32 protein-coding genes, 1 pseudogene and 1 other annotated feature are annotated in these 25,542 nt (G+C 44.4%); of the genes and pseudogenes, 8 read left to right on the top strand and 25 right to left on the bottom strand.

Annotation, left to right across the window (positions count from 1 at the left end; all coding sequences use genetic code 11):
- Positions 1-49 precede the first annotated feature (49 nt).
- Positions 50-217, top strand: coding sequence for a Z-ring formation inhibitor MciZ (gene mciZ / locus H539_RS30960; RefSeq protein WP_081415949.1), 168 nt, complete (start codon positions 50-52; stop codon positions 215-217).
- Positions 218-328: 111 nt separating this feature from the next.
- Positions 329-1,249, top strand: a complete 921-nt coding sequence (locus H539_RS0118505) for an aldo/keto reductase (protein WP_026694747.1) — start codon at positions 329-331, stop codon at positions 1,247-1,249.
- Between the two features lie 49 nt (positions 1,250-1,298).
- On the opposite strand, the gene H539_RS0118500 is transcribed toward H539_RS0118505, so the two are convergent.
- Positions 1,299-1,559 (bottom strand): YqkE family protein, encoded by a 261-nt coding sequence (locus tag H539_RS0118500; RefSeq protein WP_026694746.1) that lies wholly within the window; start codon positions 1,557-1,559, stop codon positions 1,299-1,301.
- A 211-nt stretch (positions 1,560-1,770) separates the two neighbouring features.
- Between H539_RS0118500 and H539_RS0118495 the strand changes: the two genes are divergently transcribed.
- Positions 1,771-2,673, top strand: coding sequence for an alpha/beta hydrolase (locus tag H539_RS0118495; protein WP_026694745.1), 903 nt, complete (start codon positions 1,771-1,773; stop codon positions 2,671-2,673).
- 40 nt (positions 2,674-2,713) lie between these two features.
- On the opposite strand, the gene H539_RS0118490 is transcribed toward H539_RS0118495, so the two are convergent.
- Positions 2,714-3,040, bottom strand: a complete 327-nt coding sequence (locus H539_RS0118490) for an iron-sulfur cluster biosynthesis family protein (RefSeq protein ID WP_026694744.1) — start codon at positions 3,038-3,040, stop codon at positions 2,714-2,716.
- Positions 3,041-3,162: 122 nt separating this feature from the next.
- Between H539_RS0118490 and H539_RS0118485 the strand changes: the two genes are divergently transcribed.
- Entirely contained in the window at positions 3,163-3,381 is a 219-nt protein-coding gene (locus tag H539_RS0118485; RefSeq protein ID WP_035323286.1) for a CDGSH iron-sulfur domain-containing protein, read from the top strand.
- Between the two features lie 206 nt (positions 3,382-3,587).
- On the opposite strand, the gene H539_RS0118480 is transcribed toward H539_RS0118485, so the two are convergent.
- The 4 genes from H539_RS0118480 to H539_RS0118465 form a co-directional block, all read right to left on the bottom strand.
- Positions 3,588-3,923: a YolD-like family protein gene (locus H539_RS0118480; RefSeq protein ID WP_026694742.1), complete on the bottom strand. Its 336-nt coding sequence runs from the start codon at positions 3,921-3,923 to the stop codon at positions 3,588-3,590.
- Between the two features lie 27 nt (positions 3,924-3,950).
- Entirely contained in the window at positions 3,951-5,210 is a 1,260-nt protein-coding gene (locus H539_RS0118475) for a Y-family DNA polymerase (protein ID WP_026694741.1), read from the bottom strand.
- Positions 5,211-5,468: 258 nt separating this feature from the next.
- Complete coding sequence (locus tag H539_RS0118470) at positions 5,469-6,809, bottom strand: DUF4179 domain-containing protein (protein WP_026694740.1); 1,341 nt, start codon at positions 6,807-6,809, stop codon at positions 5,469-5,471.
- Positions 6,802-7,320: a sigma-70 family RNA polymerase sigma factor gene (locus tag H539_RS0118465; protein WP_026694739.1), complete on the bottom strand. Its 519-nt coding sequence runs from the start codon at positions 7,318-7,320 to the stop codon at positions 6,802-6,804. Before H539_RS0118465 ends, H539_RS0118470 begins: the two co-directional genes overlap by 8 nt.
- 302 nt (positions 7,321-7,622) lie before the next feature.
- Here H539_RS0118465 and H539_RS29055 point away from each other — a divergent pair.
- Positions 7,623-8,279, top strand: a pseudogene (locus tag H539_RS29055) (HAD family hydrolase).
- Positions 8,280-8,327: 48 nt separating this feature from the next.
- Here H539_RS29055 and H539_RS0118455 read toward each other — a convergent pair.
- The 17 genes from H539_RS0118455 to gvpA form a co-directional block, all read right to left on the bottom strand.
- Entirely contained in the window at positions 8,328-9,122 is a 795-nt protein-coding gene (locus H539_RS0118455; protein WP_026694738.1) for an SDR family NAD(P)-dependent oxidoreductase, read from the bottom strand.
- Between the two features lie 16 nt (positions 9,123-9,138).
- Complete coding sequence (locus tag H539_RS0118450; protein ID WP_026694737.1) at positions 9,139-10,098, bottom strand: MBL fold metallo-hydrolase; 960 nt, start codon at positions 10,096-10,098, stop codon at positions 9,139-9,141.
- A gap of 362 nt (positions 10,099-10,460) precedes the next feature.
- Positions 10,461-10,853 (bottom strand): gas vesicle accessory protein GvpU, encoded by a 393-nt coding sequence (gene gvpU, locus H539_RS0118440; RefSeq protein WP_342664021.1) that lies wholly within the window; start codon positions 10,851-10,853, stop codon positions 10,461-10,463.
- The gene (gene gvpT, locus H539_RS0118435; RefSeq protein ID WP_026694735.1) at positions 10,853-13,222 is read right to left on the bottom strand and encodes a GvpT/GvpP family gas vesicle accessory protein; all 2,370 of its coding nucleotides are present in this window, start codon (positions 13,220-13,222) and stop codon (positions 10,853-10,855) included. Before gvpT (H539_RS0118435) ends, gvpU begins: the two co-directional genes overlap by 1 nt.
- Positions 13,223-13,303: 81 nt before the next feature.
- Entirely contained in the window at positions 13,304-13,777 is a 474-nt protein-coding gene (gene gvpT, locus H539_RS0118430; protein ID WP_026694734.1) for a GvpT/GvpP family gas vesicle accessory protein, read from the bottom strand.
- A 14-nt stretch (positions 13,778-13,791) separates the two neighbouring features.
- On the bottom strand, positions 13,792-14,124 hold the full coding sequence (locus tag H539_RS0118425) for a gas vesicle protein GvpJ (protein ID WP_026694733.1): 333 nt from the start codon (positions 14,122-14,124) through the stop codon (positions 13,792-13,794).
- 26 nt (positions 14,125-14,150) lie between these two features.
- Positions 14,151-14,435, bottom strand: coding sequence for a gas vesicle protein K (locus tag H539_RS0118420; protein WP_026694732.1), 285 nt, complete (start codon positions 14,433-14,435; stop codon positions 14,151-14,153).
- Positions 14,401-14,676: a gas vesicle protein gene (locus H539_RS0118415; protein WP_026694731.1), complete on the bottom strand. Its 276-nt coding sequence runs from the start codon at positions 14,674-14,676 to the stop codon at positions 14,401-14,403. Before H539_RS0118415 ends, H539_RS0118420 begins: the two co-directional genes overlap by 35 nt.
- Positions 14,677-15,007: 331 nt before the next feature.
- On the bottom strand, positions 15,008-15,814 hold the full coding sequence (locus H539_RS0118410) for a GvpL/GvpF family gas vesicle protein (protein ID WP_026694730.1): 807 nt from the start codon (positions 15,812-15,814) through the stop codon (positions 15,008-15,010).
- Positions 15,815-15,817: 3 nt separating this feature from the next.
- Positions 15,818-16,078 (bottom strand): gas vesicle protein GvpG, encoded by a 261-nt coding sequence (locus H539_RS0118405; protein WP_026694729.1) that lies wholly within the window; start codon positions 16,076-16,078, stop codon positions 15,818-15,820.
- Positions 16,078-16,845: a GvpL/GvpF family gas vesicle protein gene (locus tag H539_RS0118400; RefSeq protein ID WP_026694728.1), complete on the bottom strand. Its 768-nt coding sequence runs from the start codon at positions 16,843-16,845 to the stop codon at positions 16,078-16,080. The genes H539_RS0118405 and H539_RS0118400 overlap by 1 nt, the downstream gene beginning before the upstream one ends.
- 14 nt (positions 16,846-16,859) lie before the next feature.
- On the bottom strand, positions 16,860-17,780 hold the full coding sequence (gene gvpN / locus H539_RS0118395) for a gas vesicle protein GvpN (RefSeq protein ID WP_026694727.1): 921 nt from the start codon (positions 17,778-17,780) through the stop codon (positions 16,860-16,862).
- Between the two features lie 22 nt (positions 17,781-17,802).
- Positions 17,803-18,069 carry a gas vesicle protein GvpO gene (gvpO, locus tag H539_RS0118390; RefSeq protein ID WP_026694726.1) on the bottom strand — a complete coding sequence of 89 codons (267 nt, stop codon included), beginning with the start codon at positions 18,067-18,069 and terminating at the stop codon, positions 17,803-17,805.
- 58 nt (positions 18,070-18,127) lie between these two features.
- Positions 18,128-18,391 carry a gas vesicle protein GvpJ gene (gene gvpJ, locus H539_RS0118385; RefSeq protein ID WP_026694725.1) on the bottom strand — a complete coding sequence of 88 codons (264 nt, stop codon included), beginning with the start codon at positions 18,389-18,391 and terminating at the stop codon, positions 18,128-18,130.
- A gap of 50 nt (positions 18,392-18,441) precedes the next feature.
- Entirely contained in the window at positions 18,442-18,876 is a 435-nt protein-coding gene (gene gvpQ / locus H539_RS0118380; protein ID WP_026694724.1) for a gas vesicle protein GvpQ, read from the bottom strand.
- Between the two features lie 41 nt (positions 18,877-18,917).
- Positions 18,918-19,445 carry a YtxH domain-containing protein gene (locus H539_RS29050; RefSeq protein WP_245602219.1) on the bottom strand — a complete coding sequence of 176 codons (528 nt, stop codon included), beginning with the start codon at positions 19,443-19,445 and terminating at the stop codon, positions 18,918-18,920.
- A 44-nt stretch (positions 19,446-19,489) separates the two neighbouring features.
- Positions 19,490-19,750 (bottom strand): gas vesicle structural protein GvpA, encoded by a 261-nt coding sequence (gvpA, locus tag H539_RS0118370; protein WP_026694723.1) that lies wholly within the window; start codon positions 19,748-19,750, stop codon positions 19,490-19,492.
- 651 nt (positions 19,751-20,401) lie between these two features.
- On the opposite strand from gvpA, the gene H539_RS0118365 reads away from it, so the two are divergent.
- Together H539_RS0118365 and proC are read left to right on the top strand one after the other, a co-directional pair.
- Complete coding sequence (locus tag H539_RS0118365) at positions 20,402-20,689, top strand: putative quinol monooxygenase (protein ID WP_026694722.1); 288 nt, start codon at positions 20,402-20,404, stop codon at positions 20,687-20,689.
- Positions 20,690-20,774: 85 nt separating this feature from the next.
- Positions 20,775-20,987: a binding site (T-box leader), on the top strand.
- 93 nt (positions 20,988-21,080) lie between these two features.
- The gene (proC, locus tag H539_RS0118355) at positions 21,081-21,929 is read left to right on the top strand and encodes a pyrroline-5-carboxylate reductase (protein WP_026694720.1); all 849 of its coding nucleotides are present in this window, start codon (positions 21,081-21,083) and stop codon (positions 21,927-21,929) included.
- Here the strand turns inward: proC and H539_RS0118350 are convergent.
- Both H539_RS0118350 and rnz read right to left on the bottom strand, forming a co-directional pair.
- Positions 21,926-22,465 carry a histidine phosphatase family protein gene (locus H539_RS0118350; RefSeq protein WP_026694719.1) on the bottom strand — a complete coding sequence of 180 codons (540 nt, stop codon included), beginning with the start codon at positions 22,463-22,465 and terminating at the stop codon, positions 21,926-21,928. The genes proC and H539_RS0118350 overlap by 4 nt on opposite strands.
- On the bottom strand, positions 22,462-23,400 hold the full coding sequence (gene rnz, locus H539_RS0118345) for a ribonuclease Z (RefSeq protein WP_026694718.1): 939 nt from the start codon (positions 23,398-23,400) through the stop codon (positions 22,462-22,464). Before rnz ends, H539_RS0118350 begins: the two co-directional genes overlap by 4 nt.
- A 513-nt stretch (positions 23,401-23,913) precedes the next feature.
- Here rnz and zwf point away from each other — a divergent pair.
- Complete coding sequence (zwf, locus tag H539_RS0118340; RefSeq protein WP_035323463.1) at positions 23,914-25,383, top strand: glucose-6-phosphate dehydrogenase; 1,470 nt, start codon at positions 23,914-23,916, stop codon at positions 25,381-25,383.
- Positions 25,384-25,542: the final 159 nt, after the last annotated feature.

The following is a 25,542-nucleotide window of genomic DNA, read 5'->3' as shown; positions in this document are numbered from 1 at the left end:
CTCTCATTCTGTTCATACATTTTAACATAACTGGCAATGGAGGTATTCTATGAAGATTTATGTAGCTGAAAACAGCGTCATTCTCAGCGGCAAGGCTTGGGAAATCAAAAGGAAACTAGCTGAATATTCCCGTACGCACACTCTGATGGCAGAGTGGATCGAGTCCATCCATACTAAGGGTGAAAAGGCTCCCAAAAAACACCAGAGCCTTTCTTAGCATGCCCAATTATTTGATGTTTCTAAATTCAAGGGCTAAAATATGGATAAAAACCAGCAGAATACCAGACTGCCTGCAGACTGGATCTGCCGTTTAGAAGGAGTGCCCTTAATGGAGAAGAGAAGAATCGGAAACTCAGATCTTTATGTAAGTAAAATCGGCCTTGGCTGCATGTCGCTTGGCACGGATTCCGCCAAAGGAGAACACATCATCAGGCTGGCCTTAGATTCGGGCATCAATTATTTTGATACGGCCGATTTATATGATAAAGGAGAAAATGAGAGGATTGTCGGCAGAGCCCTGAAGGATGTACGCGACAAAGTGATCATTGCCACAAAGGTCGGGAACAAATGGAATGAGGACGGAAACGGCTGGAGCTGGGACCCTTCTAAGGAGCATATCATGGAGGGAGTCAAGGAGAGCCTCCGGAGGCTGGAAACCGATTATATCGATTTGTATCAGCTTCATGGCGGCACCATCGAAGACAACGCGGAGGAAACGATTGAGGCCTTTGAGGAGCTTGTAAAAGGCGGCTATATCCGTCATTACGGCATTTCTTCCATCAGGCCCAATGTGATCAAACGCTTTGCGGAAAAAGCTCCCGCCATGGTCTCCAATATGATGCAGTACAGCATTTTGGACAGGCGCCCCGAGGAGCTTATGCCCCTATTGGAGCAGCACCAGGCCAGCATCATCGCCCGCGGTCCCGTGGCCAAGGGACTTTTGACCGACAGACTGCTGGATAAAGCCTCAAGCACTGTAAAAGCTCAAGGGTACCTTTATTATTCATATGAAGAACTGGAAAAAGTCCTTTACGAATTAAAGAATCTATTTCCGGACAGATCGGTAAATGAAGTGGCCCTGCAGTATCTGCTATCCCATGAAGCAGTAGCTGCCTGCATACCAGGAGCCAGCTCGGCTGAACAGCTTCTTGAGAATATCAGGGCAGCCGAGAGCCGTCCTTTGAATGAATCTGAAATTCGGGGCATCCAGGCCATCAGCAAGGCTGCCGTTTACGAGGAACATCGTTAGTAATAGGAAAAGAGGCGGACCCGCATGAGTCCGCCTCTTTTATGGTCTTTTATTTATAGCTCCGCCAGTCGGCTGTGCTCTCATTAAGCAGTTCTTCGAAGCTCTTGTTTTTTTCCCGCAGCTTCCGCTCTTCTCTTTTTTTCTGTTCTTCCCGTTCCTTTGCAGCCGTTTCTTCCCTGTTCAGTTCATTCTGGGCTTCCTTCAGCTTTGATAGCGTCTCAGCATTGATAAGATCGCCAAGAGTCACGGCATCTTTTCCCTCGTTGTTCTTCGGCTTTCTTCCAGCCTGGGTTTTCCCTCTTTTTTTCATGCCATATCCCCCTTTATCTGTAAGCCTTCTGCCTTCTTTTTAGGAGAGGCTGCTGTCTTTATCAAACTGTTATTAAAACAGCCTTATTATATCACGGCTTCCGCCTCTCATGCACCGTTCTCTGCCTGCGGCTAGCCATCCAGAAGAAAAACATTCTTGTTTATGATATTATAAAACTGACAATAAATTCCTATGTGTACGGAGGCTGAACATGAAAAAAGGGTGGATGCTCCTGGCGGGAGCTGCAGCATATTTTTTAGGAATCGGGATGTACTTTTCAAGCCGGGTGATGTTCATGAGAAAGAAGGATGAGCGCTTGATTATCGAACGGGAAACTGCTGCCCGGAGGCTCAATCTGAAGGAATACGATTCTCTTCCGAAAACAGAGGTGAAGGTGGCTTCTTCCTTCGGCTACTCTCTGCACTGTGTATTCGTCCATCCACATCCTGCAAAAAAATGGATGGTATTCTGTCATGGAATTACGGAAAACAAATACAATTCCATCAAATACATGAATATGTTCCTGAAACGGGGATTCAATGCCGTCATTTATGATCATAGGAGGCATGGGGAGTCCGGAGGCAGAACAAGCAGTTACGGGCATTATGAAAGGATGGACCTCCAGGCGGTGATCCATGAGCTGCTGGAGCGGGAAGGGCCCGATATTACGATTGGTGTACATGGCGAGTCCATGGGAGCTGTCACCGCCCTGCTTTACGCCGGGACGCTTGATGACCGGGCAGACTTTTATATAGCTGACTGCCCTTTTTCGGATTTCACCGAGCAGCTTAAGCATAACTTAAAATCGGAGCTGCCTGTTCCCTCCTGGATGGTCCTGCCAATCGGCAGTCTATTTATGAAGCTGCGTGACGGCTATTCCATCAAGGACATATCTCCGATCAACTATATCGAAGCCATCCAAAAACCTGTCCTTTTCATTCACAGCCAGGACGACGCCTATATCCTGCCAGAGATGAGCCGTGCCCTCTATGAAGCTAAAAAAGGCCCTAAAAAGCTGTTTATTGCCGAAAAAGGCGCCCATGCCCAGTCTTACAATGAAAACAGGAAAGAATATGAACAGGCAGTGGATGAATTTCTTGACAGCATGATGTAAACCTATGGATTGGCGGCTATTCTGCCGCCAGCCTCTATTATCAACCCGTATAATCCCTAAAGCTCAGACGGGCATTCAGAATTTCATTGTCACTCGATAATCTAAATGAATGGGTTTCTTCTATAAAATCAATCTTCAGCACTTCATCAAGAAAAATTTTCTTGGATGTTTCGACATACAGAGGTCCCGCGTTTGTCTGCACTTCTTCTTCTTCCGGTACAGCCTCTTTTTCAAGCCATAGAGCGGTTACTCCGCTGACCACACAGCCGCAGCCCTCGGTATCATACTTCAGTTTGAGAAATCCCCGCTTTCCTTCTATTCTCTTTTGGAGCTGTGTTTTTGCATTCCTTGTCCATTCAACCTGCATGTGTACTCCTCCTCTCGCAGCCAGGGGCTTATATCTATACTAGCATCTGATAAAAAGATTTAAAAATCCTTCGTCTTCATATAGGATAGAATTGTTCGAATCATTTACAAGGAGTGATGAAAATGTCAAAGGTGCAAATCAAAGTGATTGATAATGGCGGCCTGAGAATCACTGGCGATGTAGAGCTGGTCGATATGGAAGGCAATGCTTTCCCTTCCAAGCCGGCGTTCACCCTATGCCGCTGCGGCTTATCAGGCAATCTCCCTTACTGCGACGCTTCACACAAAGGGAAATTCGAATCCTGTGTCCGCGCCGAAAAAGTACTGGATGATAAAGAATAAGTAAAAGGGGGAGCTTTTCAGCTCCAGACTGAGACCCTCGAGTCATAAGCCAATCAGTCCATGAGGAGAAAACCGCTCCTCACGGCCTGCTCGTCTTATGCTTGTCGGGTCTCTGCCTGCTAATAATATTATTTCTATAAACAGATTCCTAAGCATTGTTCTAATCATTCGTTATGCTTTGCAGGCACCGTCCTCCGCTTTTCTTCTTATTCCTCTGCCAGCTGTACATCCACTATATCCTCAAGCTTTAAATAGCAGGCGTCATTGAAGCGGTCCACCACATGAAGCCTGCGGTCCCATTCATTATAATAATGAATGGTGCCGATCAGCAGGTGATGACGGTGATTGGCATAATAAGTAAGTGCCACAGCCCTCCCCGCCTCCATCGCCTCCCCGATCAGGGAGTTCATTTGCTCCAGCTGCTGCTCATCCGGTTCGCCCTGTTTTTCATAGGTATCTTCATGGGCCCAGTCCCGAAGCAGTTTAACATGCTCCGGCAGCATCATGGAGGTCCACTTTATCCTGCCTCGATCCCGTATCATTTGATTCTCTCCTTTCTCCTAGTCCATCTAACCCTTATGGCCGCCGAGCAGGCCGCTCCGGTAGACTGCCGTCCCGGCAGCCGTATACGAAACCGCCCTCAGCAAAGCTTTTGATCCAAACTTCCGCCGGAGGGTGTCGACCGTGTAGCCAAGCTCCCTCTTTTTCCAGCGGCTGGGGTCAAACAGTGAAAGCTGCATTTCCTTGTCATCTGCAATATTGGAGAGCGCAATGGAAATCTGGCGAACCGTTTTTCCGCTATAATTTTCTTTGAACAGCTCCAGACAGATTCTGTATAAGTCCATCGTAATATTGGTCGGTTCCCCTATTGTCCGGGACCGTTGAAATCCTCCGCCGAATTCATCCTGGCTGTAGCCGAGCCCGAAGCTGATGGTCCTCCCCGCCTTGCGGTGCGACCTTGCCCTTCTTGCCACTTCTTCGCACATTTCCAGAATGACATGTTTAATTTCCCCTTCTTCCTTATAATCCCTCAGGAGAATCTGGCTTTTGCCAAAGCTGATTTGTCCCTCCATAATGGGCGCCCCTATTTCGGATAAATCGACTCCCCAGGCGTGGTAATACAGCTGGCTGCCCATGATGCCAAACTTCGCTTCCAGTTTTTCCAGACTGTAGTTGGCCAGCTGGCCCACTGTGAAGATTCCCATGGAGTTCAGATTCCTCTCCATCCTCCGGCCGATTCCCCACATTTCACTTAACGGGGAGACCGTCCAGAGTTTTTCCTTCACATCTTGATATTTCCATTCGGCAATTCCCTTCTTTTTCGCATCCAAATCCAGGCACAGCTTGGAAAGAAGCAGGTTCGGGCCGATGCCGATCGCGCATGTGAGCTGAAACTCCCGCTTTATTTCATCTTTAATTTTTTGAGCGATGGTATAAGCATCCCCCCAGAGAGGGATAGCCCCATCCACTTTGATAAAACTTTCGTCCACGCTATAGGTATGGATGGCTTCTTTTGGAACATATCGGTGAAAGAGCCGGGTAATTTCGGTGGAAATCCTCAGGTAGGCGGCCATACTGGGCTCCACAATATGAATGGAAGGGTCATTTGGAATTTCGAACATCCTTGACCCGGTTTTTATTCCGAAGTCTTTTTTGAGGCTGGGAGACGCAGCCAGCACTACGCTGCCTGTGCGGTTTACATCTCCGACAACTGCCAGGTGGCAGGTTAAAGGATCAAGGCCCAGCATGACGGCCGAGCAGCTCGCATAAAAGCTTTTCATATCGATGCACAATATAGAATGATGAGGCAGGGTGCTGTAATCAACCATATTGTTCTTCCTCCAAAAACAGAATGTACGTTCGTTTATATTCTACCCATAATCTTAAACGAATACACGTTCGTATTCAATGGAAATTTACTTGCAATTTTCAACAATAAGGGCAATATGGCTTAAAAAACCAGGAGGATGTACCTATGTGTTAATTTTCTTTTTCGGTTTGTGCTTTTAAATCAGCAGGTTTGACTCTTTTTAACATTGCATATCCAAAAAAGGTTCTTCTAATGAAGAACCCCCTAGATTTCACAGCTATTTCAATTCCAATTTTACGGATCCATGGATATAGGCAGGATAATCATCCAAGTGGATGGTCAAAGGTCCTGGAACCAGCTTTTTTTGATCAATATAATATGTGACCGCAAGCTTTTTATCTGTATCGGAATAAGACATGCCCATTCCATCTTTACCGATGTTAATTTGATCTGCATTGAGGACCGTGCTTGATCCCGATATAATCCTGCTCTCGGACTTGATGTCCATGGTCAGCTCTCCCGGTTTTTGTTCCATTCCGATAATCTTATGATCACGGGGGGCTTTCAAGATTTTTCCGGAAGATGGGTCATAGACCACCATCAGTTCGTCTTTGTCCAGAGCACGAGTCTTATTGAACTGAAGATACAGCTTTTTAGGCTTTTTAAAGTAATTGCTTTGCAGATAGACAATCTGTTCGTTTTCATTAGGGTATACGGCGCTGATTCCGTTATCAATCCCTGACCAGACCTCTCCCTTTTCATCTACCAATCTTACATCCTCGATATGGAAGATCTTTTTTATATTTTTAGGGTCAAAGAGAAGATGGACCGAGGTCCTCATCGGCGAGACCGAAACCTCTTTGACAGTGACCTTCTGATGATCGATGCTCACCGTCTTGTCCAGGTGATAAATCTTTGGTTTATTTTGGCTCATTTTAGGGCTGAGAGAGAATGAATACGTAAAAACTCCCGGTATTCTCACCCTCTTTTCTCTACTCGGATCAACATCCTCCGCCTCAAGGCTTAAGACCAGCCTTTTGGCGGGAAGGGGATTCTCATAGCCCATCTCGATTGTGGTTGTAACGCTTTTTCCCTTCTGAAAATCCGTCATGGGCAGTCCAGCCGAGACCTTTATCTGTTCCCCATCAAGCGTTTTTAATTCCAGCCGATTGAGACTTATATATTGATGTGCCCCCGTATTTTTCAGCGTCACAAAAACGACCATCCTCCCTCTGTCTGCCATGATGGAATTGAGGGTAATCCGGAGTCCGGAGTGCTCCTCAGACAGGTTGATTTTTTGGATATAGCCATTCTCGACAGCAGACATCATCCCTTTGTCTCCCCTGATCATCTCGACGGCCATTTCCATTCCTGGAATCGATGTGATATAACTTGCAAAAGCGGGGGAAATACGGATGAAAGCAGAAACCACCGTAAGAAGGAGGAGTGCTGCAAGGGAGGCGGCAAACGTCCAACTCTGCTTTCTTTTTATCTTTTTTTGTTTTTTTGCCCTCGAAAAGCCGTGAAAGACTGCCTCATCAAGCAGTGCAAGTGGAATAGGAACGCTGTCATAATCCTTTTTTAAGTTTTGAAGCTGTTCTTCCTCTTCTTTAAACATCCCATGCCCCTCCTTTTTTCATCATTCTCCGAAGAGATTGCAGTGCTTTTGTGAGCCATGTTTTGGCTGTTCCCTCCGGACATTGAAGGACATCTGCAATATCCTTGATTTTCATATCATGGAAATATCGCAGCATGATGATTTCACGCTGTTTCTCCTCTAATCCCTGAATCGCTTCCTGGAGCTCTAAGGACGCACTCCCGGACTGCCCGGAAGGAAGATCACCGAGCCTTTCTCCACTGACCAGATTCTTATTCATTCTCAAATGGCTGCTGCAATAATTGATTAAAATACGGACAAGCCAGGTAGAAACAAATTGCGGCTGCCGTAAGGTCCCGATGGAGCGGTAGGCTCTAAAGGTGGTCTCCTGGACGGCTTCAAGGGCATCATTTTGATTTTTCAAATAAGAAAAAGCGATTTTATAGAGTTTTATCTTATGCAGCCCTATCAATTCGAGGAATGCTTCATCATCCCCGCCCGCTGCTTTTTCCGCAAGCTCTGCTGCTTTCAATCTAGTCCCCCTCTTCCTATTCTTTTCTATTTCTGATAATTAGACTGTACAGCGTTAAAAAAGTTTTAATAATTTTTAGTTTTTATGAATTAACTCAGGTTGTTTCCGTTCCCGAGGTGAGACCCTAGAACGGAAATCAACCTACTGCTTTAAAACCACACTTTAAAAAAGAGTCAAGAAACAACCGAGAAAATATTCTAGGATAATTTTTCCTTTGTACATCCATTTTTTATGATAAACTTTGGAGTGGATATAAACATTTTTGGGGAGAGATGACAATGTCACAATAGCTGATCTTTGATATGGATGGTACGCTGTTTCAAACCGATAAAATTTTAGAATTGGCACTGGAGGACACTTTTGATCGGTTGAGGTCACAAGGGGAATGGAAAGAAGCAGCTCCAGTAGAGAAGTATCGTGAAATAATGGGTGTCCCTTTAAAAGAAGTCTGGAAGGTCTTACTGCCCCATCATTCAGATGAAATCCGGGAACAAATCAATGATTATTTTCAAGAACGATTAATTGAAAATATAAAAAATGGAAAAGGTGCACTCTATCCCAATGCTGTAGAAGTTCTCAGCTTTTTGAAGGAAAATAACTGTTCCATATACATAGCAAGCAACGGACTGCCGCATTATTTAAAGGCCATTGTAAGCCATTATCATCTGGATGCCTGGGTAACTGAAACATTCAGTATCGAGCAGATCGAATCAATTAATAAGGGAGATTTAGTCAAAACGATTCTCCAAAAATACCATATTACGTAGGGAGCAGTCATCGGAGACCGCCTATCCGATATTAAAGCCGCTAAAGATAATGGACTGACTGCCGTTGGATGCCGGTTTGATTTCTCGCGAGAAGATGAATTGGCGAAGGCAGATATCGTGATTGATGGTTTGATTGAGTTGAAAGCGGTCCTATCAAGATTGAAGGCCCTGTTTACAGCTGAAATAAGGTAAGAACCGGCATTCATACCCGCACCAGCGGGTATGTGCCCAGCAAAAGGGTTATTTTTTAAAAATAAATTTTCTCCCGATTCGTTCAAAGGACTTCGGAAACAAAGAAAAGAAGATGCTTCCCAGGCTCATCCAGCCCGGCAGATTGATTTCCCGCTTGTCAGTCAGCATGGCATCGACCACTTTTTCAGCCACAAATTCCGGCTGAAGCATGAATTTTTGGACATTTTTCACATAGCTTCCGGATTCATCAGCAATATTGAAGAAATTGGTGGCAATCGGACCTGGATTGACTGAGGTCACCTTGATTCCATCGTCTGCAAGCTCCATCCGGATACTGTTGGTATAGCCAAGGACCGCATGCTTAGTCGCCGAGTAGATGCTGGATTTCGGCGAAGCAATCTTGCCAGCCTGTGAAGCGATATTGATAATATGGCCCGACCTGCGTTTCTTCATTTCGGGAAGGACCGCACTTGTGCAGGCTACGAGCCCCAGCACATTCACTTCAAACATGGCCTTTGCTTCTTCAAGGTCCACCTCATGCGCTTCCTTAAAAACTCCGAATCCTGCATTGTTGATCAATACATCAATTGGGCCTGCTTCCTGCTGGATATCCGCAAAGACCTTTTCAATCTTTCGGGCATCCGAAACATCCAGGTTATACACATAGGCCTTGTGTTCATATCTTGATTCAATTTCCTGCTTAAGGGTTTCCAGCTTATCCACGCTTCGTGCCATCAAGACGAGATGAGCGCCCCTTTCGGCAGCCTTCAGGGCGATTTCCCTGCCGATGCCGCCGGAGGCCCCGGTAACGGCCACCACTTTATCTTTCAAATTCTTTCCCATTTCTTCACCTCGCTTCTCAAATAGAATAAACCATCCCAGATTTAGTTTCTTCTGGCTGAATGGCTTCAAGATCCAGCAGATAATCCAGCTGCCCTACGGTTTCAGAAAGAGTAAGACCCGGCTCCTTCCTGAACACTTTTGGAAAAAGCTGTATACAGACTTCAAAAGCTGACATTGGCTTTCCCTCGAGCATGGCCTTTACGTTCATGGCTCTCTCATGCTGTCTGTCCAGATTCCGGGTGATGATTCCCTGGACATCCTCAATATTTCCTCCATGCCCAGGATAGACAATGGAAATAGGCATCTGGTAAAGCTCCTTGATAGAAGCATTGTACTGAAGCAGCGATTTTGGGCGTTCCTCCCCAGGCTTAACAGGAGGCTCTATTAACGGATTCGGTGAAATCCTGTCCAACAGATGATCACCACCCACCATGCTTCCGTCCAATTCCCTGTACAGGGAGATATGGCTCTGTGCATGCCCGAGAGTCTCGATGACTTTCCACCCGGGATGCCCTGGAACCTCATCTCCATTATTTAGAAAAGAGGTTAACGTTCTATTGCCCGAATAGCGAAGGGATGAACGAAGATATTTAATAAAACCTTCATACTCCCGGGGCACGCCAAGAGTCTTTGAAAGCGAAAGAAAAAATTCATCATGTTCCTGCTGAAAAGCTTCTTCAAGAGCCAGCCAGCGCTGATTGCCTGGATGTCCTATATACGGAATCTCCTCCCGCAAAAAGCTCGATCCTCCGGCATGATCGGGATGATGGTGGGTGATTAAAAGCTGTTCAATATCACTGAGGCTGTATCCTTCTGCCTGAAGGCCGGCCTCAAGGGCATTCCGGGACTCCTCGGTTTTTGTCCCGCAATCAACGAGCGTCAAGGTATCCCCCACTAAAAGATACGCGTGGACATCCCCAACGGCAAACGGAGTCGGCAGTGTGATTTTTATGATCTCCTGTTTAAAATAAGACATGAGCAATCTCCTTCAACATTATATTTAAATAAGTATAAGACATTGTTTTATTTGCTACCTAGAAGTTAATATTATCAGTTTAACTTTTCGCCAGCGGGTTGTCATTATATTCCTATAATGTGAAGGAGATTAATACATAATTAAAAAGCTCAATTAAGACGGCCGCTTCTTTTGAAATATTAACACTATTAACGTATTCTTCTAATGCAATATATAAAATATTTTGAACCGCTGGCAAGTTTTTAACAGTCTTTTTCATTTTACTATCTTCCACGCTGCACTGACAGCTCTTGGATTATGTATCTAATAGCAGTAGAAGCAACTGCCAGCTCCCCCACTGGCAATTGCTTCTGATTTGTAATCTATGATTCTTTTTCACTGCTATCATATATTTTCCCTAAAAAGAAGCCGTCTATTTCTGATAGCTTTCCCCGCCAGAGTATTTTCCCTTTGGATGGGGTCGGCTTGCTGTCACCGCAATAGACCTTTGCTTCCTTCATGTGGATGAAATTAGCCTTGGAATCGCCATTCTGGGCTGATTCGCCAGCCTGTGACAGCTGCTCGCTGATTGCCTGAGCGAGGTCATTTCCATCTTCAAACGTTTCACTTAGAGTATCAAAATACTCCTTGGCAGAAACCATTGTACCCGTAATAACGGCCCCCTTCACATTCAATGTAATATCCAGGGCAAAATCATGATTATTTGCGGCCTGGACAAAAAATTCCAGAATGTTGTCCTGTGAACTGCTCATCATCAAGTCTCCTTTCGTAACCCATTTAGAAGAAGGTAGGTTTCTTCGTCGGCGGAGATCACTGCGTAGTCCTCCCCCTTCTCTGAGTTTTTTGGGGCAGATTGATTTTTATTCTCATTGTTCTTATTTTTACCGGATTTATTTTTTTTCTTATTGGACTTACTTTGATTATTTACATTGTTATTGTTATTATTTTTGTTTTTATTTTTTCCCTGAGCATTACTTTCTTGACCAGCATCTTCTTGATTCTCATCCTCTTCATTATTCCCTTGATTACTATAATCTTCGGACTCTTCCTGGTTGTCCTTCTTAGCTTCTGAATCATCAGCGCTTTCCTCATTATCCGCCTGATTTTCATCGTCATTTTTCACATCTTTGTCAGTCTCCTGGCCATCTATACCGCCTTCAGACTCTTCACTGTCTTCCTCACCTTCTGATTCATCAGCGCTTTCTTCATCATCCGCCTGGTCTTCTTCGTCATTTTTTACATCTTTGTCAGTCTCCTGGCCGTCTGTACCGCCTTCAGACTCTTCGCTGGCTTCCTCACCTTCTGATTCATCAGCGCTTTCTTCATTATCCGCCTGATCTTCATTATCATTTTTCACATCTTCGTCAGTCTCCTGGCCGTCTGTACCGCCTTCAGACTCTTCGCTGGCTTCCTCACCTTCTGATTTATTAGGGCCCTCACCGCTTACAGCCTGGCTTTCGCCTGTATTCTTTTCAAACTGGCTGTTCTGGCTGTTCTGCCCGCTGTCTCCGGAGATTTCAACTCTGATGCCGGTTTCGGCTTCTCCTGAACCGCCGGGTGAACTCACACTCTGTTTTTTGTTTTCCTGCTTGGACTGGCTTCCATCCTGGCCGTTGTCTGTGCCCTCTTCACTGTCTTCCTGTTCTTTTTGGTCTTTATTATTTTCACATGTATCTTCTAGGTCAGAATTTGTTTCTTGATCACTGTCTTCTCCACTTTGTCGATTTGTATTTGACTTATTGTTTTGACTGTCTTCTTCGGTGTCTTTATTAATGTCAGACCCTTCGTTATTTCGACTTTCTAGACTTTTATCCTCGCCCGTGGGATTTTTTTTTTGTGTTTCCTGGGAATCTTCTTCATCTTCCGTTTCAGAGTTTTCCGTCCCTGCTGATTCTCCGCTCTGTGAATTTTCCTCACTCTTGTTTTCTTTCTGGTCGTCCTGCCCCTTTTTTCCCAGCATCGCTGCTAACATTTCTTCTATCTTGCCCAAGCGATTCTGAAGACTTTTATTTTCTTCTTTAAGAGACTCATATTTTTGATTTCCTGCCTGTTGATCAGAAGCTTTGCCTTCATTTTGGCCTTTTGGCTGTGATTGTGTTGACTCTGAATCTTCACTGCTCTCCTGGTCCTCTGACTGATCACCTTTTCCTTTGCTTCCCTCTTTATCCTTGGAAGCCTCTTCTATGCCCTTACTGTCCTTTTGACTTTCTGATTCAGGCTGTGATTCTTCGCTTTCCTCCTGACCCTGGGATTCAGAACCTTTACTTTCGTTGTGGTCTTCTGATCCACGCTGTGATCCTTCACTTTCCTCCTGGCCTTCTGATTGGGATTCAGAACCTTTACTTCCGTTTTGGTCTTCTGATTCAGGTTGTGGTCCTTCGCTTTCTTTTCCTTCTTGCTGGGTCTGTGAATCCTCAGAATCATTTGATTGAGACTTTGAATTCTGACTGCTGCACTGGCCTTCTGATTTTGATTCTGATTCACCGGATTCTCCCTGTGTTTGATTGCTCCCCTTTGATTCAGACTCGCCTGCGCCTAGCGGGGATTTTAGAAATGATTCAGAGTCTTTTTCCTTTGATTGAGATTGGTTATTCCCCTGGTTCTCAGAGCCTTCTTGTTCATTTTTTTCCTTGTTTGATGATGCTGCAGCCTTCGCGGATTCGCCGGAAGATTGGTCTTTCTTTTGCCCCATTTTCTCTTCAAGAAGTTTTGAAAGCATTTCTTCTAAACGATCAAGGCGCTTATTAACGTCTCCCTTGTTTGTATCAACAGATGCACTTGCTGAAAAGTCCGCTTCCGCTTCAGCATCGCCATCTTTAGATGCATCTTTTTTAGACTTTCCGCTGTCTTTGTTGAAAAGTTTGGTTGCCGAGTTTTTCACTGTATCAAAGGCTTTTTTAGAGTTTTCTTTCATGGCATGTCCTAAGTCAGATCCTTTGCTGGACAGCTTTTCACTATCAAAGACTTCTTTAAGCTTTCTTCCAGTCTCAGGAGATGCTGCATAGCCGACTGCTGCCCCAATTAAGCCCCCTGCTAGTGAGCGGATGATCTGGCTGTTATTTGAGTCCTGTTTCTTTTTTGATTCTTCTGTCTGATTTTGATTATTCTTTGTTTCTTCTGCCATGGTTATAACCCCTCCAAATAGTAGATAGATATTTTGCTTTATAATGTAGGTTTCTTTTTTGTCTAAATAAATATGAATCTATTAATCTTCACCCAGCTGGGACATCATCTTTTCTAAGCGTCCCAGCCGCTCATTTAAGTCTTCCTGCTTTTTAGCATTTTCTTTTTTTGATGGCTGTTCTTCATTTTGGCCGCTGTTTCCCTTCATTCCCGGCTTGAGGCTTGTTTCATTCTCAGAATTGTCATCCTGCTCGTTAGAATAGCCTTCTATTGAAATATACTCTTTTCTATGGAACAGCTTGGCGGTTGCTTCTTTTATGGAAGCTGATGCTTTCTTTGACTTTTTCTTCACAGCCTGGCCTAGGCTGGCACCTGAGTTTTTGAGTTTATGTGCACTTATGTTTTCTATAAGCTTCTTCCCATTCTCAGGAGTTGCCAGATACCCAGCAGCAGCTCCAATCAGGGCTCCGGCTAGGGAACGTTTGAGGACACTGCCGGCCTCAACCTTTCTTTCATTTGTTTCTTGATTTTGATTTTCATTTTTTGTATTTTCCATAGTACTAACTCCTATCAATAATTAAATTCAGGAGATCCCAGGCGGTTAGAAGGCATACCTTTTTCTAGAGCCTCCAGTCGTTCCTGCAGCCGCTTATTTTCTTGTTCAAGTGCTTTGGTATTATTGTCTGCAGCCTTGGAAGTCAAGTATGGATCCGTCTCCCACCAATCCATTCCTATTTCCTTTGCCTTATCAACGGAGGCAACAATAAGGCGTATTTTAATGGTCAGTAATTCAACGTCAGCAATACCTACTGTGATGTCACCAGCAATGACTACACCTTTATCCAGTATTTTCTCCAGGACATCCACAATGGTGCTGGACTGCACATTATGTTCGATTGCCATTTGTGATTCCACCTTTGGATTATGAATTAAAGCAAGCTGCCTAAAGGACCAAGATCAATATTCAAGTCTTCGGCATTCAAGCCGAAAATTTCTTTTAATTCTTCCATCTTTTCTTCCAGATTCGCGAGAGCTTCACCCAGATTTTCAATTTGTTCATCTGTCAGGGTCCCACCCTCCACTCGCCTGATGGCATGCCTTTCCACAATCTGCCTTAGCAGTTCTATAACCGTTAAAACAAGCTGCGCCAATCCATGCTCTGCATGATCCGGATCAAGATTAATTTTTCCATTTGTCTGGCCGGCCGGTTGCATCGATCAACTCCTCCCTCTGTCTATCGAATTGTCCCGATGATATCGGTTTACGTGTTCCATTTTGGGCTTGTACTAGTGATTCTACCGATGCGATCAATAGTCTTAGATCCAGATAAACCAGATCGACACCGGCAATAGAAATAACTAAATCTGCTTTTATGGCGACACCCTTATCAAGGATGACGTCCAATATATCAATTAACGCAATATCCTTGTCCTCAACTGTTTCTCTTATTGACATATCTCCTATTCCTCACTTTATAAGAGATGTTTTTTAGTGACTCTCACTTAAATCACTGGCCTTTAAAAAGCTTCCTGCCGGGCAGTTAGGCCTTTTGCCTGCTAATATGAAGGTCTGTTTTCGCAAACCCATGATGCTATTGAACAAAGAGGTTGAATTTGACGAAAGGATGATCGCTTTCCGCTGGGCGGGCGGTGAGCCTCCTCGGCTTCGCCTGCGGGGTCTCACCTGTCCCGCTGCTCTCGCACCTTACATTCCAATCCCCTGTTTTAACAATGAGATGACTTCACAAAACTTATTAAAATAGCAACACTCTTTTAGAAAATGACCCTTAGGAAAAACAGGAAAAATGATAGGCCGGCCACGGACCTGACGCTTCAAACTGCCATCCTTTTTTCTTCATTTCCTTTTCGTATTCTTGAATTTGTTCCAGGAACTCCTCTACCCGGGGTACTGAAATAAGATAGACACTGTTCCAGGTCATATTTTCTTTTCGGCCCGTAACATCCTTATTCCAGGTCCTTTTGTTAGTTCCCTTAAGGGTGTACTGTTGAAGATGCTCATGGATCCGTTCGCTGACCCTATTTTTTTCTTCCTGAAGTTCTGATTCTATTAACTTATCCAGCTTTTTCTTTTCAAAAAATTGTTTTCCCTTTGGCAGCTGGCTTATTTCTTCTCTTTTGGCCTCTATTGTTGGATTGCTCTGGCTTACTTTTTCTTTTAAAAGCTTGTCATCACAGTAGATTTTGAGATTCCACTCTTCATTTCCTGTAATTAAATCCAGAGTATCCAGCATTTTAGCCTCATTGGATTGTACAGCCTTCTCAAGGCTAGCCTGATTTTTATAAAGAGTGCAGAACTTTAATGGAATGAGAGTATATAGCTTTGAAAGCTTCAGGGCTGTTTCATGATGATGGAATGCTTTCTCTCGCAGCCATTCCATATCATTATTTGTTTTATCCTTGATTACCTCTTCCGAATACTCGATTGGATCAAGGCTGCAGATAATCGCAGCAATGCTGCCGATTGGAACGGTGTAGATCTCTCCCTTTCCATCAAATCCTTTTAAAGCAGGCAGCGGCTGCTGTTCTGTTTCCCTTGCCGGAACTAATCCGTATAAATAAATAAGACCGTCCATCACTTACTGTCCTTTCTTCTTGGTCATTTCTTCCCATTGCTCCATTTCCATGCGTTTGGCAATTTCATATCGTAAAAGCAGTTCTTCCTCCTTAGCGGTATAAGCCTCTTCTGGTATTTCCCCAAGCTCAAACATCATTTGGAGCTGAATCAGCTTCTGCTGGATTGTAGGAAGGTCATAAAGCTCTTTATCTGCTTCTTCTTTTACCTTTTGTCCAATCTTTATGACAAGGTTAATAGGAGCCGATATTAGTTTATGAATCATTAGTCATCCTCAACTTTTAGCCGGATATTGATGAAGTTATAGGCTGGCCATGGCCCGCTGTAATTGAACTCCACCTTATCCTTCCATTTCTCGTAAAGCTCATTAATTTTTTGGTCAAACTCTGATTCTTTATTTCGTTCTACTAAGAAAGCAGCATTTAAGAGCATTTTCTCGCTTGTCGGATCATTTGTTTTTGACGCTTCGGCTAATTCAGATAATGGATTAAACACTTCCTGCTTCACTTCTTGCTGTAAAGAAGTAATCAGCTTCTGGGCTGCTCCGCCTATTTGAATTCTTTCATAGTAGCTGGCTGCTTCCGATTTACCCTGTACAGCCTTGGCCATCTTATCTATTTTTGAATTTTGGGCTACCTGTGATTCAAGCCATTCTTTTTTGCCGATCACTTTCAATCCAAGCTCAATCTTGCCTTTTATTTCTGGGAAAAGTTTTTTAAATTGTGGATATAAATTTTCGAGCAGTACGCCCACATCTGCTTTTGATTTGAAGACATTGCCGAAGCTTACAGGTATGACTGTCTCATTTCTTTTCATAACGGTTGAAACAGCATTTTGGTGCATGATTAAATTGTTTTTATTCGGATGATAAATTTTCATAGGAACCTCGGCAGCTACCATTGCTGAATCTTGATACCTGATGGTGAATAGTTCTTTCCTTTCGCCTTCGATTTCGATTTCTCCAAATTCCTCATCTTTTTCAGTCTGTATTCCACAGAATATATAAATGCCCATTGACTCTTCTTGACTCATAACAAAACTCTCCTTTATTTCTCATTGACCTTTACATTTTGACAAGCTTCCAGGATTAGTTCTTCTGCTTTCTTCAACGGCTCTTCCGCTTCGATACACCGGCTTATCCCATGCCCTAAAATATCTATGCACAAGCGCTGGAAGCTGGAGCTCTCCCCATCTATAGGAATTTCTTCTTCAGCTGCAAGTTTTGCAATCATAAGCGATGCTCGAAGGCTTGGCCCGCTTTCGGCTTTACACTTACTGCGCAGGTCGGCAACCAGGGATGTAATGGCTTGGGCCCGGTTCTCGGGGATATCCATCTTATCTGCCACGATAGCCGCCTCGCGGTCACGGTCTTTGTGATCGATATAAATGGTTATCAGTCGATCAAGCAGTGCATCCTGCGTCTTATAAACACCTGCATACTCTTCAGGGTTGCTGGTAAAGATGACAGAAAATTCAGGGTGTACACGGACAAACGGTTCCGTAAGCTTCGTCCCGTACAGAGGGAGAATCCCTTCCTCCAAAATGGACAAAAAGATATTATTTGTGGTTGGCTGTGACCGGGTAAACTCATCGTATATGAGCGTATAGCCGTTTTTCACTGCCTCCAGCAGGCGTCCGTCCCTCCATGTTTCAGTGACACTTTCATCCTTTTTATAGACTGAACGAATATAATTATCGACGACTTTTTTACTTGTATATCCGGTAAAATCTCCAATTAAGTCTTTATTGTTCAGTTCATGGTTTCCATGTATGAGCATGACTGGTCTTTTTCTTTTTTTGGCGAGAGCAAGAGCGAGTGAAGTTTTTCCTGTCCCGGAAGGACCTATAAAATGGACCGGATAGCCGGCTTTTAGGTACTGCAGTGTCCTGGACAGCAGATTTTCTGTCTGTTCATCCTTAGAAATGGCTCTTGAATCCCTGTTAACTGTTTTCTTTAGTACCGTCACATTGTTTCCTCCTGCTCCAATCCTACGCTTCATATTTAATGGAACTTCTGTAACGGATATCCCTTCTTTTATAGGAGATGACTTCCTGTTCCTGATTTAAGTGCACATCATATACACCGAGCATTTCGTCCTTTGCGTATTTTTTCATATATTCCTTTTCTTCAATGACCTCCACCGTCAGCTTCCAGCCATTGGGTTCATCAGCTTCCACAGAAGTGATTTTATGGACAGGAGCCACGAACTCATTGAAGAATCCCGTTACATTTCCAATGATTTTTTTGATTTCCATATTGGCCTCCTGCTGCAGAATGCAGGCCAGGGTTTAACCCTGGCGTTGCCTTCCACTTCTAGATACTAAATCGGGCATTGCTTCTTTCATTAGACTGAGACGGAAGTCCTCTCTCCTCCACTTCGTCACGGAGCAATCCGACTGCCTCAGCATACCGCAGCCAGGTATCCACACTTGCAATTACAACACGTGCTTCCACCGTTAAAATCTCGATACCCACTACCGACACTCTGACAAATGCGTCGATTACAATCCCTTTATCCAGGATACGGTCGATTACTTCGGCTAAGCTTGAACTGTCGGTACTCTTTTGAACTGCCATTATTGAAATCTCCTTTCGTAAAAAGGATGGATAAGAACTCTCCCCCTTACCTATCCTTTTTTGATGTTTTCATAGCTTTTAATCTTGGTTGCACCTTTAATGTCCTTAGATGTTTTTATACTGCTGATACCTTTAATATTTTTGACACCCCTCACTTTCTTGTCTTCGTCTTTATCGCCGGAGACCTTCTTTTGGAAATTCTCCCCCGCCTCTTTTACTTTTCCAAGCTTATCCCGGGCTGTAAGCAAAACATCCTGGGTTTTCCCTTTCGCTTCCCCTGCTTTATCGTACAGTTTATCAGCGAATTCATCTCTCGCACCCTCTAGATGTTCAGTGAATTCATGGGCCTTATCCTGGATATGCTCGACAACCTTCTCTTTTGCCTTGTCGACTATAAATTCTTTAGCTTTCTCCTTTACAGGTTCGGGAGCATGCTCGATAACTTTCTTTGCTGCTTTTGCCGCAGTTTTTTTAATATAATGCAATCAATCCCCCCCCTTTCAATCACACGAAAAGAGGATTCGGCTTACTTGGATCCAGCCAGGTCGCTGAGCATTTTCTCAATTCGTTCCAGACGGCCATTCAAATTTTTATTCTCTTCTTTGATTTCTTCATACTTTTGACCAACCTGGCTGGATTCATTGCTGCCTTTCCCCTTTTTTGGTGATAGCAGGTTCTCTTCGATTTTGCTTAAATAGCCCGAAGCCAGTTGTTTCACACTATTCTGCGCCTGGCCAGCCAAAAGCTCCTGGGCGGTTTTCCTGAATTCTTCTCCTGCAATCTTAAGGAATTCAGATTCTCCCAAGTTCTTCATTACTTTCTTGCTTGTTTTTGGATTAGCAAGAAGTCCGATTCCGGCTCCGACCACACCTCCAAGTAAAGCTAGATTCATAGAGAAATTAGCGCCTTCCTTTTTTTGTTCTCCCTGCTGGTTATTCTCATTTCCTTGCGTCTCAGCTTTCCGGCTTAACTCCGATTTCGTGCCTTCTGTCTGCTGGTTTTGATCTGTGTTCTTATTTATATCCTGCTGGTTCTCTACTTTCTCGTAATTCATTTTCCCAATACATCCCTTTCCTTGTTAAAATCCATCATTTAGGTTTAAAAACTAAACTGCTCGTTCTGGGTTTGTCTTCTATTACTTAGCCCCTCCTCTTGAACTTCATCTCTGAGAAGCCCAACAGCTTCGGCGTACCGGAGCCATGTATCCACACTGGCGATAACCACCCGTGCTTCCACTGTAAGAATCTCAATCCCTACCAGCGATACTCTAACAAATGCATCGATTACGATTCCTTTATCCAGGATTCTATCGATGACTTCTGCAAGACTTGAACTGTCTGTACTTTTCTGAACACTCATCTCTATTTCTCCTCTCTTAAATAGTTAATGGGGGAGTTACTTGGACAATTCAGCTTCCGGCTCTACTTTGTATATACCTTCACTGCAGAAGCAAAAACGAGGCAATAGTAACCACAGCAAGCATATTTAAGTATGATTTGAGAACATTACCTCTACTGGTAATTAATAAAGTAGTTTTCATAGAGTTTTCCCAACTTTTTATCCATGTGTTACAGATTTATTACATAATTTTAAAAATAAAACGATAATATGATGCACTTTTTGACAATAAAAAAACGTCCACTCATATAGTAGAGGACGCTCCCAAAAATTCTCGAACCAATTTTTTTGCCGGCTGGTTTTCATGAAATTCCTATAATGTGAACGGAATTTAAAATGAGATCCTCTTGAGGGACTCTCAGAATGTAGAGGATTAAGACTCCAATCATTTTTAAATTTTTGTTTTTAGCAAACTCGTCCTGAATGGAAAAATTCAAATGTAACTCGTGTAACAAAAAATCCGGCCGATAAATACCACTGTATAGTCATTTATTCCTTCATCCTCTTCATTTTTTTAATGAAAAGCAGTTTTTCATTTACCTTGTTCAACTTGTATGGGTATATAATGAAAATAAGAAAGTTTAGTCCAGTTACTTAAATGGAGGTATTTATATGGCAGAGATCACAATAAACGCAATTCTAAAAGCAAAGCAGGGAGAAGAAGAAGCACTCCGGGCCGCTATGATTAAGGTTCTGGAGCCATCAAGATCTGAAGCTGGCTGCATTCAGTATACTCTTCATGAATCGGAGGAGGATGCAGGAGTATTTGTGTTTTATGAAAAGTGGAAGGACGACGCTGCACTGCAGGCACACATTCAGTCTCCTCATTATGTGGAATATCGGGCAGTAACAAAGGATCTGCTGGCCGAACGTGAAGTGTACCGTCTTCGCCAAATTTAAGTCTCTCAGAAATTGTCGAACCAAATTTCCAATAAAGGGATTGACAGGAAGCTTGTCCATCGTGCATAATCATGTAAAATTATACGAAATCGCTATGATTAAGATTAGTAAATGAAATTATGGCAAAAGAGAGTGAAGCTCACCGGCTGAAAGGCTTCACGGCCCTCTAGTTCGTTGAACCTGCCTTATGAGCATTAGGAAAACCTAAACGCGTGATCCAGCGTTACCGGATATCAGTGCATTTCCCCATGGGAAATGAACAAGGGTGGTACCACGGAAGAAGCCTTTCGTCCTTACAGGATGGAAGGCTTTTTTATTTTCCGGCTGAGAATAGGGCTTCCCGGTTTGGGCATCCTGTGCAAAACACCCCATCTAAAAAGGAGGATTTACAATGAATAAGCTTGCATTTATCGGCGGAGGTTCCATGGCTGAAGCAATTATTTCTGGAATAACAGCAAAGGGCATTATAAATCCTCCTCAAATTTCTGTAATGAATAAAATAGATAGAATCAGGCTGGCCTTTCTGGAGGAAACCTATGGAATTACAGCCGTAGGGAACATGAAGGAACTGTTGGAAGGAGCAGAAGTCGTTTTTCTCGCGGTTAAGCCAAAGGATGTACTGGCAGCATTGACCGCAGCCAAGGACCATCTGTCAAAGGGACAGCTGATCGTTTCCGTCGCAGCCGGCGTTTCCACCGCCTGTATTGAAACCATCATCGATCAAAAAGCTGCCATCATCAGGGCTATGCCCAATACCTCGGCAGCCATCGGCAAATCGGCAACAGCCCTCTCGGCCAATGCCTTCGTAGCTCCTGGGCAGCTTGCTTTCATCAACGATATCTTCTTAACCATCGGCCTTGTCTCCCCGGTGGAAGAAGAACAGCTGGATGCCGTCACCGGGCTGTCTGGAAGCGGTCCAGCCTATGTCTATTATCTGGCGGAAGCCATGATGAAATCCGCCCAGGAAATCGGACTCCTGGACCAGACAGCCAAGGAACTGACCATTCAAACCCTGCTTGGGGCTGCTGAAATGCTCAAGACCTCCTCCAAAACTCCTCAGGTTCTCCGCAGGGAAGTAACAAGCCCTGGAGGGACCACTGAGGCAGGAATTAAGGTCCTGGAGCAATACGGTGTACAGGACGCCGTGATCACCTGTATAAAGGAAGCGTCCATGCAATCCAAAAGACTTGGAGAAAACTTAAGCAGGCAGATTTTCAGTGAATCTGTTTCCCAGGATTAACTCCAAATTCTTTCTATTTTCTTTTCAGCATCTGAATAGGTAATTTTAAACACATCCGGATTGGTCATGGCCATCAGGTCATGAAATCCATATTTAGAATCAATATAATGAAGAATCAGGGTACTCAGGTTGCCATGACTGACCAGAATCACCGATTCTTCGGGAGACGCCAGGAGATCCTTTATCAGGGATTCAACCCTGGCCAGTCCCGAATTATTGGTTTCACCGCCTTCGAGGCAAAAATCCATATCGCGGAAGGTCTGCTCAAGAAGCTCTTTCCAATTTTCCATCTCCTTCGGACTGAACACTCTCTCAGAAAGCCGGTCATCGATTTCAACAGGGATTCCCAGCGACAAAGCAAGCGGCTCTATCGTCTGCACCGCCCTGGTGAAGGGGCTGGAAAGAATTCGATCAATCGGCTTATTACGGAAGAAACGTTTCAGGTCCAGTGCCTGCTGCCTCCCTAATCCCAAAAGAGGAGCTTCAAATGCCTGGCCATCCGCTTTCGCATGACGGACGAGATAGATTTTTTTCATGAATTCCTCCTTGATTCCATCGGTATTTTCACGATTGTATAATCTTCTGCCATCATGGTTTGAGGAAAAATTTCCTTTGCTTCCTTTAGCAGTTCCCTCGATTCCTGAATCGTATATCTTGAGCTTATATGGGTAAGAATCAGATTCCCCGCTTTGGCAGCGGCTGCAGTCCGTGCCGCCTGCCTGGTGGTAGAATGAAAGTAATCATGGGCCATCCTTTCCTCATCTCCAGCAAAGGTGGCTTCATGAACCACATAATCAGCCCCATCAGCAAGCTTTACCGAATTCTCACATGTTCTGGTATCTCCAAGGATCGTAATGATCCTCCCTTTCCGCGGCTTTTCCATATAGTCCTCTCCATGAATGGTCCGTCCGTCCTCCAGTTCCACAGAAAGCCCTTCCTTCAATTTCCGGTATATCGGCCCTGGCTTGATTCCCTCCTCTTTCAGCTTGTCCGCTTTCAGTGAGCCGGGCAGATCTTTTTCCGTAATCCGAAAACCAAATGTAGGCAGGGCATGTTCCAAAAGCTTTGCCTCTACGATAAACTGATCGTCCTCGAAAACGAGTCCTTCGTGGATTTCAATTACCTTTAGCGAATACTTCAGATGCGTTTCGCTGATTCTAAGGCTTGTATGGATAAAATCTGCTATCCCCTTAGGACCGTAAACGATTAGCTCTGAAGTCCCCCCCTGGAAAGATCTGCTTCCAAGGAAGCCAGGCAGCCCAAAAATATGGTCGCCATGAAGATGGGTAATAAAGATTTTCTCTACTTTCCTAGGCTTGACCGCCGTATGCAAAATCTGATGCTGTGTGGCTTCGCCGCAGTCGAACATCCAGACAGTCCCTCTTTCCTCCAGAAGCTGAAGGACAAGAGAGGAGACATTCCTTGCTTTCGCAGGAACACCTGCACCTGTCCCTAAAAATACAAAGTCCATTAGCTCGTCCTCCATTCAGGGCAGTTAAGCCCTCCATTTTCCGTTCCGTTATGTATTAAGGCGACTTATAATCCCTGTTCATTGTTTTTGTAGAAAATTTATTAAATATTACTCAGAATAGTGTTCAACCACGTGGTCAGGCAGCTTCTATGAAGACGGTCAAACCGCTTTCCGGGGAACATCTCAATGATCCGCTGGCTGGCTGCATGAAACGACGGCATCATGCGAAGCGTTTTGAATAAGATTAATCAAGTCTACCTATACCTGCCCCCTAATTAAAAATTTTTGTGAAATTATTATTTTATTTTACTTTAAATGAGTAAACAATTAAACCAGGGGAAAATAATAGGAGGATGCCGTCTTTTCGGCAGCCGAAATAGAACAAAATACTAGACCGTATATTTGATTAATACCTCTACAATCATTTAAAATTGTATAGGAAAATGATTCCAAGGTCTAATGAAAAGTGAGGGTTCAATTGTGGCAGAAAACCATACACCGACAGCATTAATCATGATATTTGGCGCTACCGGCGACTTGGCGCACCGAAAGCTGTTTCCTTCTCTGTACAGATTACATAAGAAGGGAAGGCTGAGCGAGCGCTTTGCAGTACTTGGCGTGGCCAGGCGGTCACTTACACAGGAGGAATTCCGGGAATCCGTCAAGAAATCGATTTCTTCCGCCCTAGGCGAGCATGCGGAGCTTGAGGATTTTGTTTCCCATTTTTATTATCAATCCCATGATGTAACAGATTCCGGCTCATACATCCAGCTTCGCGAGCTAGCCAATCAACTTGATGAGCAGTATAGTCTTGAGGGCAACCGCTTATTCTACCTTGCGATGGCACCGGAATTTTTCGGTACGATCGGCGACCACTTGAAATCGGACGGCCTGACGGATACCACCGGATACAAGCGCCTTGTGATCGAAAAGCCGTTCGGGCATGACTTTGAATCTGCCCAGGAGCTGAACACCAGGCTTCGCCAGGCGTTTGCGGAAGAAGAAATCTATCGGATCGACCACTATCTTGGAAAAGCAATGGTCCAGAATATACAGGTCATCCGCTTTGCCAACGCCTTATTTGAGCCGCTTTGGAATAACCGTTATATTTCGAATATTCAGGTAACCTCCAGTGAAACACTTGGCGTGGAGGAACGCGGACGTTATTATGAAAACAGCGGTGCCCTACGGGATATGGTTCAGAACCATATGATGCAGATGGTGGCCCTGCTTGCCATGGAACCACCTATCAAGCTGAACACCGATGAGATCCGGAGCGAAAAGGTACGGGCCTTGAGGTCTCTCCGTCCGTTGGAGAAGCATGAAGTCAATGATTACTTCGTCCGCGGGCAGTATAAAGAAGGCTTGATCAATAGTGAACGGGTGCCGGGCTACCGTGAGGAGCCAAATGTGGATCCAGATTCGAACACAGAGACATTTGTAGCCGGAAAGCTCGTGATCGATAACTTCCGCTGGGCTGGCGTCCCTTTCTATATCCGTACAGGAAAACGCCTGGGCTCCAAATCAACCAAGATAGTCGTACAATTTAAAGATATTCCGATGAATCTTTACTATAATACAGAAGAGACACTCTCCCCTAACCTGCTGGTCATTCATATCCAGCCGGAAGAAGGGATCACTCTTCATCTGAATGCCAAAAAGATCGGTGCAGGGATGAAGACCACTCCCGTTAAACTGAGCTCCGCATCCAAAAGCGAAGACCGCATGAATACGCCGGAGGCCTATGAAAAACTGCTGTATGACAGCATGATGGGGGATGCAACGAACTTTACCCACTGGGATGAAGTCGCCCTTTCCTGGAAATTCGTCGATACCATCTCATCCGTATGGGAAACACAAAAAGAGCCCTCCTTCCCTAACTACGGAGCAGGCTCTGACGGCCCGAGAGTAGCAGAAAAACTGCTCGAAAAAGACGGACATTACTGGTGGCCGGTGGAAAATCTCGATATAGACAACTGCTGACAAGAAAAGCGGAGAACGGTGCTTTTCAACAAAACACACAAAATAATCACCATGATGCAGAAAACCCAGTTTAAAAAACAATCTGTATAGAAAAGCAGCCGCCTGACAGACATAAGACGAGCAGGCTGTGGGAAGCGCTTTTCTTCCCATGGACTGTTT

The organism is Peribacillus kribbensis DSM 17871 (assembly GCF_000430765.1).
GTDB lineage: Bacteria > Bacillota > Bacilli > Bacillales > DSM-1321 > Paraperibacillus > Paraperibacillus kribbensis.
The sequence above is the reverse complement of the archived record's forward strand: the minus strand, read 5'-3'. Positions and strand labels throughout refer to the sequence as shown.

What these genes read in the sequence shown, in the direction of transcription:
- mciZ (WP_081415949.1), top strand. Translation starts at nt 50, where the DNA reads ATGAAGATTTATGTAGCTGAAAACAGCGTCATTCTCAGCGGCAAGGCT.
- H539_RS0118505 (WP_026694747.1), top strand. Translation starts at nt 329, where the DNA reads ATGGAGAAGAGAAGAATCGGAAACTCAGATCTTTATGTAAGTAAAATC.
- H539_RS0118500 (WP_026694746.1), bottom strand. Translation starts at nt 1,559, where the DNA reads ATGAAAAAAAGAGGGAAAACCCAGGCTGGAAGAAAGCCGAAGAACAAC.
- H539_RS0118495 (WP_026694745.1), top strand. Translation starts at nt 1,771, where the DNA reads ATGAAAAAAGGGTGGATGCTCCTGGCGGGAGCTGCAGCATATTTTTTA.
- H539_RS0118490 (WP_026694744.1), bottom strand. Translation starts at nt 3,040, where the DNA reads ATGCAGGTTGAATGGACAAGGAATGCAAAAACACAGCTCCAAAAGAGA.
- H539_RS0118485 (WP_035323286.1), top strand. Translation starts at nt 3,163, where the DNA reads ATGTCAAAGGTGCAAATCAAAGTGATTGATAATGGCGGCCTGAGAATC.
- H539_RS0118480 (WP_026694742.1), bottom strand. Translation starts at nt 3,923, where the DNA reads ATGATACGGGATCGAGGCAGGATAAAGTGGACCTCCATGATGCTGCCG.
- H539_RS0118475 (WP_026694741.1), bottom strand. Translation starts at nt 5,210, where the DNA reads ATGGTTGATTACAGCACCCTGCCTCATCATTCTATATTGTGCATCGAT.
- H539_RS0118470 (WP_026694740.1), bottom strand. Translation starts at nt 6,809, where the DNA reads ATGTTTAAAGAAGAGGAAGAACAGCTTCAAAACTTAAAAAAGGATTAT.
- H539_RS0118455 (WP_026694738.1), bottom strand. Translation starts at nt 9,122, where the DNA reads ATGGGAAAGAATTTGAAAGATAAAGTGGTGGCCGTTACCGGGGCCTCC.
- H539_RS0118450 (WP_026694737.1), bottom strand. Translation starts at nt 10,098, where the DNA reads ATGTCTTATTTTAAACAGGAGATCATAAAAATCACACTGCCGACTCCG.
- gvpU (WP_342664021.1), bottom strand. Translation starts at nt 10,853, where the DNA reads ATGATGAGCAGTTCACAGGACAACATTCTGGAATTTTTTGTCCAGGCC.
- gvpT (WP_026694735.1), bottom strand. Translation starts at nt 13,222, where the DNA reads ATGGCAGAAGAAACAAAGAATAATCAAAATCAGACAGAAGAATCAAAA.
- gvpT (WP_026694734.1), bottom strand. Translation starts at nt 13,777, where the DNA reads ATGGAAAATACAAAAAATGAAAATCAAAATCAAGAAACAAATGAAAGA.
- H539_RS0118425 (WP_026694733.1), bottom strand. Translation starts at nt 14,124, where the DNA reads ATGGCAATCGAACATAATGTGCAGTCCAGCACCATTGTGGATGTCCTG.
- H539_RS0118420 (WP_026694732.1), bottom strand. Translation starts at nt 14,435, where the DNA reads ATGCAACCGGCCGGCCAGACAAATGGAAAAATTAATCTTGATCCGGAT.
- H539_RS0118415 (WP_026694731.1), bottom strand. Translation starts at nt 14,676, where the DNA reads ATGTCAATAAGAGAAACAGTTGAGGACAAGGATATTGCGTTAATTGAT.
- H539_RS0118410 (WP_026694730.1), bottom strand. Translation starts at nt 15,814, where the DNA reads ATGGACGGTCTTATTTATTTATACGGATTAGTTCCGGCAAGGGAAACA.
- H539_RS0118405 (WP_026694729.1), bottom strand. Translation starts at nt 16,078, where the DNA reads ATGATTCATAAACTAATATCGGCTCCTATTAACCTTGTCATAAAGATT.
- H539_RS0118400 (WP_026694728.1), bottom strand. Translation starts at nt 16,845, where the DNA reads ATGAGTCAAGAAGAGTCAATGGGCATTTATATATTCTGTGGAATACAG.
- gvpO (WP_026694726.1), bottom strand. Translation starts at nt 18,069, where the DNA reads ATGGAAATCAAAAAAATCATTGGAAATGTAACGGGATTCTTCAATGAG.
- gvpJ (WP_026694725.1), bottom strand. Translation starts at nt 18,391, where the DNA reads ATGGCAGTTCAAAAGAGTACCGACAGTTCAAGCTTAGCCGAAGTAATC.
- H539_RS29050 (WP_245602219.1), bottom strand. Translation starts at nt 19,445, where the DNA reads ATGAATTACGAGAAAGTAGAGAACCAGCAGGATATAAATAAGAACACA.
- gvpA (WP_026694723.1), bottom strand. Translation starts at nt 19,750, where the DNA reads ATGAGTGTTCAGAAAAGTACAGACAGTTCAAGTCTTGCAGAAGTCATC.
- H539_RS0118365 (WP_026694722.1), top strand. Translation starts at nt 20,402, where the DNA reads ATGGCAGAGATCACAATAAACGCAATTCTAAAAGCAAAGCAGGGAGAA.
- proC (WP_026694720.1), top strand. Translation starts at nt 21,081, where the DNA reads ATGAATAAGCTTGCATTTATCGGCGGAGGTTCCATGGCTGAAGCAATT.
- H539_RS0118350 (WP_026694719.1), bottom strand. Translation starts at nt 22,465, where the DNA reads ATGAAAAAAATCTATCTCGTCCGTCATGCGAAAGCGGATGGCCAGGCA.
- rnz (WP_026694718.1), bottom strand. Translation starts at nt 23,400, where the DNA reads ATGGACTTTGTATTTTTAGGGACAGGTGCAGGTGTTCCTGCGAAAGCA.
- zwf (WP_035323463.1), top strand. Translation starts at nt 23,914, where the DNA reads ATGATATTTGGCGCTACCGGCGACTTGGCGCACCGAAAGCTGTTTCCT.